Genomic DNA, 12,194 nt, shown 5'->3' on the forward strand with positions numbered 1-12,194 from the left:
CAGTTTTGTATAAATACAGCCTGTTTTGTAAAATTTGCCCTTAATTTTGTATAATTCTCTTTGCAATGTAGTTCCAAATAAATAAAACCGGTCGATTTACGACCGGTCTTTGTGTCTTTCTTCTAATGTTTTGAGTACTTCATTGAATGGAAGGCCTTGTTCTACCAGCAATACCTGCAAGTGATAAAGCAAATCAGCTGCTTCCCAACGCAGTTCCTCAGCATCGCGGTTCTTCGCCGCAATAATTACTTCGGCTGCTTCTTCCCCGACTTTTTTCAAAATCTTATCGACGCCTTTTTCAAACAGATAGGTAGTGTAAGCCCCTTCTGGACGCTCCCGTTCGCGGTCAACGATGACTTTTTCAAGCGATTGTAAGATTTGATAATCTGCCAGACTTGAAGTCCCCGTATAGCCCCTTTCAGAAAAACAACTAACCGCACCAGTATGGCAAGCAGGTCCTTTCGGATATACAAGGACTAATAATGCATCTTGGTCACAGTCATAATTCATGCTGACAACTGTCTGTGTATTACCGCTAGTTGCACCTTTATGCCATAATTCCTTGCGTGAACGGCTGTAGAACCATGTTTCGCCCGTTTCAATGGTTTTGGCGAGCGATTCCTCATTCATATAAGCGAGCGTTAATACTTCTTTTGTTCCAGCATCTTGAATAATGGCTGGCACTAACCCTTTTTCATCAAATCGTACATTCATCGAACCGTCACTCCTTTTTCCCGTAAATAGCTCTTTACTTCATGAACGGATGTCTCTTTATAGTGAAAGATGGACGCAGCTAGCGCCGCATCTGCTTTTCCGGCTAAGAACGCTTCCTCGAAATGTTCCGAATTCCCGGCCCCGCCCGAAGCAATGACAGGAATGGTTACAGCTTCGCTTACAGCCTTTGTGAGCTCCAGATCGAATCCATTCTTCTCACCGTCACTATCCATGCTCGTTAGCAAAATTTCACCCGCACCCAAACGGTCAGCTTCTCTAGCCCACTCAACAACTAATTTGTCTGTCGGTGTTCTGCCGCCGTGCGTGAATACCCGCCATGTCCCAACTTCTTCATCATACTTCGCATCAATCGCGACAACAATGCATTGCGAACCAAAGTAGCTGGCACCTTCCTTAATCAGTTCTGGGTTAAGGACCGCCGCCGTGTTCAGCGACACTTTATCCGCGCCGGCACGGAGGATTCTTTTCATATCTTCCAACGCATTAATGCCCCCGCCTACCGTAAACGGAATTGCCAACTCAGAGGCGACGGCCTTTACGACTTCAACCATTGTTTTTCGGCCTTCCACAGAGGCGGAGATATCTAGAAAAACAAGCTCATCCGCTCCCTGCTCATCGTAAAAGCGTGCAAGTTCAACAGGATCGCCGGCATCGCGCAGTTGCACAAATTGGATTCCTTTGACTACTCGGCCATCTTTTACATCTAGGCATGGGATGATTCTTTTTGTTAGAGTCATCGGGAGACCCCCACTTTCAGGGCTTCTTTTAACGTGAAGCGGTTTTCATAAAGGGCTTTGCCGACGATAGCTCCTTGAATCCCTTGGGATGCAATGGCTTGTAAGTCTGCTAAACTGCTCACCCCGCCGGAGGCAATCACATTTTTCCCCGTCACTTCGGCCATTTCACAAACAGCGGCAATATTAGGACCGGCTAGTGTTCCATCCGTAGCAATATCGGTAAAAATAAACGTCTCCGCGCCAGCTTCAGCAAAGCGCTTGCCGAGTTCGACAGCCTTTAGTTCTGAAGTATCCAGCCATCCGTGTGTCGCCACATAGCCGTTTTTGGCATCAATGCCGACCGCAATTTTCCCGCCGTATTTTTTGATCATATCGATAGCAAATTCGGGGTTAGAAACTGCAATACTTCCTATAATAACGCGGTTTACACCATTCTCGAGATAGTGGATAATATCCTCCTCCGAACGAATGCCGCCGCCTATCTGAATGTTTACATTTAACTTCTGCGCTGCTTCAATCACAAACCGGTTATTCACTCGCTTGCCATCCTTTGCCCCGTCAAGGTCCACCATGTGAATCCACTCGGAACCATCTGCGGCAAAACTTTTGGCCATATCAAATGGCGAGTCACCATAAATGGTTTCTTGATCGTAGTCCCCTTGGAGTAGTCGGACGCACTTGCCGCCGCGCATATCAATTGCTGGATAAATCGTTAAACTCATCGGATTGCCTTCCTTTCCTCCACCATTTGTAGAAAATTAGCGAGAAGGGCCATGCCTAGCTTGCTGCTTTTTTCAGGGTGAAATTGCATCCCAAATATATTATCTCTGCCCACAACCGCAGAAACTTGCTCGTTATAATTCGCTTTCGCCAGTAACACGTCCGAGTTTTCCGCATCAACAAAATAGGAATGGACGAAATAAACGTAATCCTCTTCTAAGTTTTTTAATAGAGGGGATTCTTGGACAAATTCAAGCCGATTCCAGCCCATGTGCGGAACTTTATAGGTCTGTCCTTCTGTGGTTTTTCCCGGAAAACGATAGACACTGCCTGGCAACAATCCTAACCCTTCCGTCGGTCCATTTTCTTCACTTCGTTCAAACAGAAGCTGCATTCCTAGGCAAATGCCAAGAAGCGGTTTACCTGATGATGCGAATTCCTTAATCGTCTCAACTGGCAAACGCTCCATCGCATCCCGAAAAGAGCCCACACCTGGAAGAAGTAAGGCATCCGCGGCCAACAGCTCACCCTTATCAGCCGAAATAAAATACTCAGCACCGAGCCGCTCCAACGCCTTGCTAACACTAAACAGATTACCCATTCCATAGTCAACAATGCCAATCATCTATAACATCCTTTCAAGGTGCCTATCATGGTGCCTGACACCTTAGTTATGTTTTTCACATGGTGCCTGACACCACTACACTACACTACACTGATTTCTTCTAGAGCATTCCTTTAGTCGATGGCACGCCTTTGATGCGCGGATCGATGGTTGTTGCTTCGTCGAGGGCACGCCCGAGTGCTTTAAAGACGGCTTCGATCATATGGTGTGTATTTTTTCCGTAATGGACGATGACATGAAGATTCATCCGGGCCTCGAGTGCTAGTTTCCATAAAAATTCATGAACCAGCTCGGTGTCAAATGTGCCCACTTTTTGTCCTGGGAACTCGGCACGCATTTCTAGATGTGGGCGATTACTAAGGTCAACAACAACCTGTGCTAACGCTTCATCCATCGGTACAAAGGCATTTCCATAGCGCTTAATACCGCGTTTGTCTCCCAATGCTTCGCGTAAGGCCTGTCCAAGACAAATACCAATGTCTTCTGTTGTATGGTGATCGTCGACTTCTGTATCTCCGTTGGCATTCACTGTCAGGTTGAATTGTCCGTGCTTGGTGAACAAATCAAGCATATGGGTCATGAACGGTACACCCGTTTCTAAATTGGACTGACCTTCCCCATCCACATCTAATGTTAATTGAATTTGTGTTTCATTCGTGTTCCGTTTAATACTTGCGATTCTTTCCATGAAATGGGACCCCCTATTTATTGTGCAGTACGATAATTTTATAACTTTCCGTCGTTTTTCAATCGGAATTCAACAGCCCGTGCGTGAGCCTCAAGCCCTTCCTTCCGGGCAAATTCAGCAATTTTAGCCCCATTCTCTACCATTGCCTTTTGGCTGTAGATGATCACGCTGGACTTTTTCTGGAAATCATCGACATTCAACGGGCTAGAGAAGCGGGCTGTCCCGTTGGTCGGAAGAACATGATTAGGACCAGCGAAATAGTCCCCAACCGGCTCCGAGCTATAACGGCCGATAAAAATGGCTCCTGCGTGTCGGATTTTCCCAAGCAGTTCGATCGCATTTTCTGTGATGATTTCTAAATGTTCGGGTGCTAATTGGTTGACGGTTTCGATGGCTTCTTCAATCGTATCGGTTATGTAAATAGCACCATAATCCGCAATTGAGCGGGAAGCGATGTCTTTTCGTGGCAGCAGCTCGAGCTGCTTTTCCACTTCCATGCTGACTTCCTCTGCCAGGACACTTGAAGGTGTAACCAAGACACTGCATGCCCGCGGATCATGCTCGGCCTGTGATAGCAGGTCTGCCGCAACCTCGTCCGCTCTTGCTGTTTCATCTGCCAAAATGGCAATTTCACTTGGGCCGGCAATCATATCAATGTCAACATCCCCGAAAACCTCACGTTTTGCCAATGCCACATATATATTTCCGGGGCCGGTAATTTTATCCACAGAGTTAATTGATTCGGTTCCATAGGCAAGGGCAGCAATCGCTTGGGCTCCTCCCACCTTATAAATTTCTTCAACGCCCGCTTCCTTGGCTGCAACAAGTACTGCAGCAGGTAATTGGCCTTGGTCGTCTGGCGGCGACACCATCACGATTCGCTTCACACCAGCTACTTTCGCTGGAAGGACGTTCATAAGAACGGAGGAAGGATACGCTGCTGTTCCGCCTGGCACATATACCCCGACCGAATCAAGCGGCGTAATTTTTTGGCCTAGGACGGTACCATTTTCCTCCGTTGTCATCCATGAAGGCCGGAGCTGCTTTTCATGAAACGAGCGGATATTATCCGAAGCTTCTCGGACAATCGAGAGAAAACGCTCATCTATCTGCGCGTAGGCTTCCTCTATTTCTTTCTCAGTAACGGAAAAAGAAGATAAGTGCACACGGTCGAATTTCTCGGTATATTCCCGCAACGCTTCATCACCAAGCGTGCGAATCGCTGAGATAATTTCTTTGACTACGGTTACCTGCTCGGAGGTACCGGACTCGATCGAACGCTTTAATGAAACGAGGTCATCTACTTTTACTATTTTCATTTTAATCTTCCTCCAAAGAGACGACTTTACTAAGCCTTGTTACCAGTTCGTCAATCTTCGTGTCCTTGATGCGGTAACTAACAGGATTAACGATAAGGCGGGATGTGACATCCACAATTCTCTCATATTCAACGAGACCATTTTCCCTCATCGTCCGGCCGGTGGAAACAATATCGACAATCCGGTCCGATAAACCAATGATTGGAGCTAGTTCGATCGAACCGTTTAATTTGATAATTTCCACCTGTTCTCCCTGCTCACGAAAATAGGCTTCAGCCACATTCGGGTATTTCGTTGCTACCCTTGGTGCCACATCATTCATTTTTGTTCCGGGAAGACCCGCCACTGCTAAATAGCAAGCACTTATTCTTAAATCGAGTAGCTCGTAAACATCACGCTCTTCCTCCAGCATGACATCCTTGCCTGCGATACCGATGTCGGCGACCCCATGCTCTACATAGGTAGGAACATCTGTCGGCTTTGCCAAAATAAAACGCAGACCCTCATTTTCAACCTCGATGATTAATTTACGTGAATCATCAAATTCGGGCGGAAGCTCGTAACCAGCTTTCCGAAGCAATTCAACCGCTTCTTCAAAAATACGCCCTTTCGGCATAGCAATTGTAAGTATATTATTCATCGGCACGTCCTCCGAGTAAGTAGGTAGTATCCGCAAATTTCTTTGTATAGGCATCAAGGTTTTTGACGCCATTAATATCCTGAAGCACGGTCCGTTTACCTTCTTCATGCATCTGTTTAGCTAATTGAAAGGCTTCCTTCCGGCGCTCCTGACTGAAGAAGATGCAGGTAACTGCATTTTCAAGGTCGATATTTCCAAGTGCCTCTAGAAGCCGGTCAAGGTGCACCGCGAACCCGGTGGCACTTGCATTTTTGCCAAACTTCTCGATTAAGCTGTAGCGGCCGCCATTACCTATAGGAAAGCCAACATTCCCCGCATAAACTTCAAATAATATTCCAGAATAGTAGCTCATATGGCTGACGATGGTAAAATCAAATTTCACTTGGTCCTCTACACCGTAGTCGTTCAGACAATCCCACAGTTCTTTTAACTGCAGAAGAGCCAGCTTACCTTGTTCATTTTCAATTAAATCAAATGCCTTGCCGATTACTTCGATTCCTCCCCTTAAGTCGAGGAATTGAAGTAGTCTTTGCTTATCAATCGATGATAGTGATAAGGAGTTCACATGCTCACGGTAACCGACATAATTTTTTTCATATAAAAATCTTCGTAACGAATTAGCCCGCTCGTCAGTCCCAAGGATTTGTAAAAATAATTCCTGAGCAAAACCAATATGACCAATCGATACTTGAAACTCAGATAATCCTGATTTTTTTAAAGAAGAGATAAGCAAGGCAATAACCTCGCCATCGCACGAAACAGTTTCGTCATTTAGGAATTCCACACCGATTTGTTCAAATTCGGCGGGACGGCCGCCTTCACGCTGTTGAGCGCGGAACACGTTAGCGGAGTAGGCTAACCGAAGCGGCATATCGTCCTGCAATAGTTTGGATGCGGCTACGCGGGCGATTGGTGCTGTCATATCAGGTCGTAAAACCAGTGTATGCCCTTGTTTGTCGAGCAATCGGAACAACTGGGCATCCTGAATGGCCGATGCTGATCCAACTGTTTCATAGTATTCCAGTGTGGGTGTTTCAATAAATTGGCAGCCCCAAAGTTTGATGGTATCTTCCATTAGAGTGCGAACACTGTGTTTTTTTTCATACAACTCTGGTAGCGTATCTCTCATGCCTAAAGGCTTTTCAAACATAAACAAGCGACTCATCCTGCTCATCCTTTATTTTAGATTACGTTATTTTAAAATTTTCTAAATGCTTTAGTCTGCTAATGTGATAATGAATTAAAGTAGTTTTAGTTTACCCTTAGAAAAACTATTCGTCAATGAAAAAATCTGAAACTTTTTCAGAGTGGGATTCCGCCAATCTTTGGTAGGATTCCGCCGAACCTCGGCGTGTATCCGCCAACCTAGTGAGGAATTCCGCCAAATTGAGACGGAATTCCGCCAAGTTTCTGAATTTTTCCGCGAAACGACATTTTAATAGTTAGTTTACTACAAAAAAGCCTGGTTACGAAAACCAGACTAAAAAAATTGTACTATATTATTTTTTCATCCCATAAATTGAATCATCAGCCCAGCGCTCGGCCAATTCTTCCTTTGTATAAATGACCCGCATTGGATTGCCGCCAACAAACGCACCTGGCGGAACATCTTTATGGACAAGGGTCCCAGCTGAGACGATGGCCCCATCCCCAATCGTGATCCCTGGAAGAATGGTGGAGTTCGCACCAATCATCACTTCACTGCCAATCACAACAGGACCGAGCCGATATTCTTTAATTAAATATTCATGCGCAAGGATGGTCGTGTTGTATCCAATCACCGTATTACGGCCGACACTGATCTTTTCGGGAAACATTACATCGAGCATGACCATTAATGCGAAGGATGTTTGCTCGCCGACCTTAAGCCCGAGGAACACCCGATACAGCCAATTTTTCATCCCCAAAAATGGCGTATAACGGGCTAATTGAATGACAATAAAATTTTTAACAACCTTCCAAAAAGGCACTGTTTTGTAGACGTGCCATAAAGAGTTCGCCCCTTCAACCGGGTAGCGGGTGGTATTCCTCATCTTTCTCACTCTCCGAGGATCGGTAATAGGTCAGCCATGTTCTCTAGAATATAGTCGGGTTCATATTTGGCAATATACTCTCTGCCTTTAATCGACCATGCACAACCGGCCGTTACGGTACCAGCATTTTTTCCTGCTAAAATATCGTGATAATTATCACCGACCATCATCGTCTCTTCCGGAGTAGAATCCAGCTGTTCTAGTGCCTTAAAAATGGGCTCAGGATCTGGCTTTGTCTTGCTGACATGATCGTATGCAACAATGACTTCGAAAAAAGCATCCAGGTTCATCAGATGAAGCCCCTTCATCGTCACATCATGACGTTTGGTCGTGACGATCCCCAATTTGTAGCCCTTTTCTTTTAAAGTCCGCACAGTTTCCAAGACCCCAGTAAATTCCCTCACCAAGTTATCATGGTTACTGATGTTAAAGTCACGATATTCTAAAATCATTTCTTCCACACGATCTGGATCAATGGTGCCAAAAGCTTCATGGAGCGTCGGCCCCATAAACGGCAATACATCCTCACGCTTGTACTTGTTTGGGTAATATTTTTCCAAAGTATGCAGGTAGGATGTAATAATTAATTCATTTGTATCAATTAATGTCCCATCTAAATCAAAAAGAACGGTCGTAATTTTGTTAGTCATTGGTTGCTTCCTTTCTTACTTACATTTAACTATTTTCTAGATCTAAATAATGCCTGTCTGTCAATTGTTTTGTGCGGCGATAGATAAGAATAGCCAGTGCGCCCACCACTAATGCAATCGAAATCGTTTGCGCCATTCGGAGGCTGCCCAGCATTAAACTATCGGTTCGCAGACCTTCAATGAAGAAGCGGCCAACTGAATACCATATCACATACGTAAGGAACATCTCCCCGCGGCGGAAATTGACGCGGCGAAGGAAGAGCAATAGGAAAAACCCTGCAAAGTCCCAAAGCGATTCATAAAGGAATGTTGGGTGATAGTAGGTTCCATTAATATACATTTGATTGATAATAAATTCTGGTAAATGCAAGTTTTCAAGAAATGCTCTGGTTACTTCCCCACCATGCGCTTCTTGGTTCATGAAATTTCCCCAACGGCCAATTGCTTGTCCAAGAATAATACTTGGTGCCGCAATGTCGGCAATTTTCCAAAAAGAAATCCCGCGTTTTTTAGCAAACACATAAGTAGTCAGTACGGAGCCAATCAGGGCACCATGGATAGCGATCCCGCCATTCCAAATTTGCGGGATATCCGCCGGATGATTGACATAATACTTCCATTCAAAAATCACATAATAGATACGTGCAGAAATGATTGCTATTGGAATGGCCCATAGCATTAAGTCTGCAAACGTATCTTTCTCTAATCCTCTGCGATTTCCTTCCCTGATGGCAAGGTACAAAGCAAGAGCCAAACCTGAGCCAATAATAATCCCATACCAATGCACCGATATCGGTCCAAGTGAAAAGGCAATCGGATTTAGCGGTTGAATAGTTTCGTTCATCTCTCTATCTCCTCTTCCCCTTAAATCTCGTCATGATCTCCGTCTTCGATCACATCGGACAAACGCTCAGTAAATTGCTGGGCCGCATTCACACCCATTCTTTTTAGACGGAAATTCATTGCGGCCACTTCAATAATAACAGCCAGGTTTCGTCCAGGACGAACTGGGATTGTCAGCTTTGGAACATCTGTGTCAATGATTCTCATTTTTTCTTCATCTAACCCAAGGCGGTCATATTGCTTTTTCGAGTCCCAAATTTCTAGATTCATAACAAGAGTAATACGTTTATTACTGCGAACGGCTCCGGCACCGAACAATGTCATCACATTGATTATCCCTAAGCCGCGGATTTCTAGTAAATGCTCGATTAAATCGGGGGAAGATCCGACTAATGTATCCTGGTCTTCCTGACGAATTTCAACGCAATCATCCGCAACCAGCCTGTGGCCTCGCTTGACCAATTCTAAGGCCGTTTCACTTTTTCCAACGCCACTTTTTCCGGTAATTAATACTCCAATTCCGTACACATCAACCAATACACCATGGACAGCAGTAGTTGGTGCCAGCTTACTTTCTAAGTAATTCGTCAAGCGGCTGGAGAATCGTGTTGTCTTCATGCCCACTCGTAAAACTGGAACAGATTCACGTTCGGACGCTTCAATCAGCTCTATTGGTACCTCAATATCTCGAGTGACAATAATCGCTGGAGTGATATCGGTGCATAAACGTTCCATTCTTGAAACTCGTTCAGCCTCGGTCAGCATTCCAAAAAAGGAAAGTTCGGTTTTACCTAATAGCTGAATTCGTTCAGCTGGATAAAATTCAAAATACCCGGCTATTTCAATTCCTGGACGTGAGATGTCGCTCATGGTGATGGGGCGGTTAATTCCCTCTTCGCCGCTAATTAATTCAAGTTTAAACTTCTCGACTATATCTTTGGTACGTACTTTTGGCAAGGAAACATCCTCCTCAACTAGAAAAGCGTAAGGCGCCTGCTTATCGGCGATAAGCAAAAGACGAGCCGGCAGGAAGGTTGCTCTTTAACCTTCATGACGGATTGGCTTTTGACCTCGAGCCGATGGCGCCTGGAGCTAGACAGTAATAAAATTTAAAAACATAGAAAAATTCCATTTCCACTTATTTTAGCATTTTTTATTAAATTACCATACTTTCATGTCTAAAAAATTAGAATGCTGTCACTTGGGTATTTCTACCATATAAATAAGGTGCCCACTTTTTAAAGCGAGCACCCTGGTATTCAACTATTAATCCTTGGATTTCCTTGCTGGCTGGAGCAGCGTTTTTTGAATTATCAAGTTTACGAATGACATGAGTACAGCGAAAAAGAAGGCCATCCCAAAACCAGAGATTTCAAAGGCTTCTCCCATCAAATAATCCGTCAGCTCTAGCGTTATTGCATTGATAACTAATAGGAACAACCCTAACGTTACAATTGTTACTGGCAAAGTAAACAGAATCAGGATCGGTCGTACCAAAACATTTAAGATGGACAATAAAATGCTTGCCTGAAGTGCGGCCATAAATCCTGTTAATTGAAAGCTTTCGTGAAAATAACCTGCTAGTGCCATAAACAACACCGCATTAATCAAACACCCAATCAGCCATCTCATTTTTCGGCATCTCCTAATTATTTTTCTTGTGATTTGTGAATCGTAATTGATCCCGTTTTTGTATCTGCGTAGATTTTCATCATTTTATCAGGATGATTAATGGATTTAAAGCGTAGCGACTTTAGAATCATTTCACTCTTCTCTTCAAGTACTTGAACACCGACGAGTTCTACATTAAAACCGCCGAGATTTGTCTTCAGTTCTCCATTTACTGGCAGATTATCTGGGATGAAGAGGTCAATTCCACCAGTTGTCGCTTTTACTTGAATCAACTCGGTGCGACTTCCGCTAATATTACAGCTGATATTTCCGTTAAAAGACTGCGTTCCCACCCTTTTAAAATCACCGTCGAGTTTGATCGACCCGTTAATGGTCTCCGCTTCGAGATCGTCGAACAAACTGCTGATAATTTTTACTTTCCCGTTTGCCGTTTCAATCTCTGCTTTATTGCCATGAACTCGGTCGAGGTTTATTTTTCCATTAGCGGTTTTGACCCTTAGGTCCTCGACATTGATATCTTCTCCATTGATGGCACCATTAAAGATTCTGATGCGCATACGGTCATACTGAGCTTTTGGTACAAAAATGGTTGAGTCTACCTTCATCCATTTTTGTTGCGTCAAAAAACGTAATTTTTGATTCTCCACTGAAAAAATCGTGTCTCTTAAAAAGTTCTGCCTTGCTTGGTCTGAGTTTTCAACCCTAAATACCTTTGCTTGGCATTCAATTCTCACATCCGGTTGGTCCCAGGCCGCCATTTTCACCGAACCATTCGCCACGTCAATATCGACTTCTTTCAGGTCCGCACCAGCCTGGTGGAATATATGAGAGATTTCAACGGATTGACCAAAGTTCAAATCAAAATCAAAATCTTTGATTTTTTTTAAGGCAGAATCGACAAAATCAAAAATTTTCACCTTTGTCGATTGGAACTTCGCCTGGAAGGGATCTTCCTTCTTATCCTCCTCGAAATTTACAACTGTGGAAAGCTCATTCACAATTTCCTCTTGCCTCTGCTCCATCGTTTGTTGTGCTTTTTCTAATTCATCCAGCAAGGTGACAGCTTCGTCAACGGTCAATTTTCCTTCTTCCACCATTTTTAAAATCCGTACTTTTTCCTCTTTCATTATTATCCACCCCAGCATCAAAAATTTGTGTCACTTTATGCTTATTCAGAAATGACTATCTTTATCCTTTATCTATTATTTACGAAAAAGGTAACTGATTAGTTTCGTAGTTTTTTAATTGGCGCTGTGTTAAATTGGTCTGTTGATTTCCTCTCCAGGCGCAAGCGGTTCGCGGGCGTTGTGGTGAGCCTCCTCGGCGCTTTTAGCGCCTGCGGGGTCTCACCTGCCCCGTACTCCCGCAGGAGTCTTCGCGCCTTCCGCTCCAATCAACAGTGTGCCAAAATCAACAATAACCTTTAACACAGCCTTTTAATTAAGAACAAGCAGAGCTACTTTGAAACAGGGTTTCGGGGAGATTCCGCCGATTCGAGCTGGAATTTCGCCAACTTGAAGTGGAATTCCGCCAAACTTTCAATTTATTTCGCCAAACTCGGAACGGATTCCG

General features: G+C 44.3%; 14 protein-coding genes. All 14 read right to left on the minus strand.

Features of this window, described 5'->3' with window-relative positions:
• Window positions 1-96 precede the first annotated feature (96 nt).
• Complete coding sequence (hisIE, locus tag FS608_RS19170) at window positions 97-714, minus strand: bifunctional phosphoribosyl-AMP cyclohydrolase/phosphoribosyl-ATP diphosphatase HisIE (protein ID WP_144554004.1); 618 nt, start codon at window positions 712-714, stop codon at window positions 97-99.
• Window positions 711-1,472, minus strand: a complete 762-nt coding sequence (hisF, locus tag FS608_RS19175) for an imidazole glycerol phosphate synthase subunit HisF (RefSeq protein WP_144554006.1) — start codon at window positions 1,470-1,472, stop codon at window positions 711-713. Before hisF ends, hisIE begins: the two co-directional genes overlap by 4 nt.
• Window positions 1,469-2,194 carry a 1-(5-phosphoribosyl)-5-[(5-phosphoribosylamino)methylideneamino]imidazole-4-carboxamide isomerase gene (gene hisA / locus FS608_RS19180; protein ID WP_144554008.1) on the minus strand — a complete coding sequence of 242 codons (726 nt, stop codon included), beginning with the start codon at window positions 2,192-2,194 and terminating at the stop codon, window positions 1,469-1,471. Before hisA ends, hisF begins: the two co-directional genes overlap by 4 nt.
• On the minus strand, window positions 2,191-2,817 hold the full coding sequence (hisH, locus tag FS608_RS19185) for an imidazole glycerol phosphate synthase subunit HisH (protein ID WP_144554010.1): 627 nt from the start codon (window positions 2,815-2,817) through the stop codon (window positions 2,191-2,193). The genes hisA and hisH overlap by 4 nt, the downstream gene beginning before the upstream one ends.
• Before the next feature lie 100 nt (window positions 2,818-2,917).
• The gene (gene hisB, locus FS608_RS19190; RefSeq protein ID WP_144554012.1) at window positions 2,918-3,505 is read right to left on the minus strand and encodes an imidazoleglycerol-phosphate dehydratase HisB; all 588 of its coding nucleotides are present in this window, start codon (window positions 3,503-3,505) and stop codon (window positions 2,918-2,920) included.
• Window positions 3,506-3,543: 38 nt separating this feature from the next.
• Window positions 3,544-4,824, minus strand: a complete 1,281-nt coding sequence (gene hisD / locus FS608_RS19195; RefSeq protein ID WP_144554014.1) for a histidinol dehydrogenase — start codon at window positions 4,822-4,824, stop codon at window positions 3,544-3,546.
• Between the two features lies 1 nt (window position 4,825).
• A complete protein-coding gene (hisG, locus tag FS608_RS19200; protein WP_144554016.1) occupies window positions 4,826-5,464 on the minus strand; it encodes an ATP phosphoribosyltransferase in 639 nt (212 codons plus the stop codon).
• Window positions 5,457-6,629, minus strand: coding sequence for an ATP phosphoribosyltransferase regulatory subunit (locus tag FS608_RS19205; protein ID WP_144554018.1), 1,173 nt, complete (start codon window positions 6,627-6,629; stop codon window positions 5,457-5,459). Before FS608_RS19205 ends, hisG begins: the two co-directional genes overlap by 8 nt.
• A gap of 334 nt (window positions 6,630-6,963) precedes the next feature.
• Window positions 6,964-7,497 (minus strand): acyltransferase, encoded by a 534-nt coding sequence (locus FS608_RS19210; protein WP_144554021.1) that lies wholly within the window; start codon window positions 7,495-7,497, stop codon window positions 6,964-6,966.
• 5 nt (window positions 7,498-7,502) lie between these two features.
• The gene (gene ppaX / locus FS608_RS19215; protein ID WP_144554023.1) at window positions 7,503-8,147 is read right to left on the minus strand and encodes a pyrophosphatase PpaX; all 645 of its coding nucleotides are present in this window, start codon (window positions 8,145-8,147) and stop codon (window positions 7,503-7,505) included.
• A gap of 25 nt (window positions 8,148-8,172) precedes the next feature.
• Complete coding sequence (lgt, locus tag FS608_RS19220; protein ID WP_144554025.1) at window positions 8,173-8,991, minus strand: prolipoprotein diacylglyceryl transferase; 819 nt, start codon at window positions 8,989-8,991, stop codon at window positions 8,173-8,175.
• Between the two features lie 20 nt (window positions 8,992-9,011).
• A complete protein-coding gene (gene hprK, locus FS608_RS19225) occupies window positions 9,012-9,947 on the minus strand; it encodes an HPr(Ser) kinase/phosphatase (protein WP_144554027.1) in 936 nt (311 codons plus the stop codon).
• 309 nt (window positions 9,948-10,256) lie between these two features.
• Complete coding sequence (locus FS608_RS19230) at window positions 10,257-10,622, minus strand: phage holin family protein (RefSeq protein ID WP_144554029.1); 366 nt, start codon at window positions 10,620-10,622, stop codon at window positions 10,257-10,259.
• A gap of 17 nt (window positions 10,623-10,639) precedes the next feature.
• Window positions 10,640-11,749, minus strand: coding sequence for a DUF4097 family beta strand repeat-containing protein (locus tag FS608_RS19235; RefSeq protein ID WP_144554031.1), 1,110 nt, complete (start codon window positions 11,747-11,749; stop codon window positions 10,640-10,642).
• Between the last annotated feature and the right edge of the window lie 445 nt (window positions 11,750-12,194).

The organism is Bacillus sp. X1(2014) (assembly GCF_007678255.1).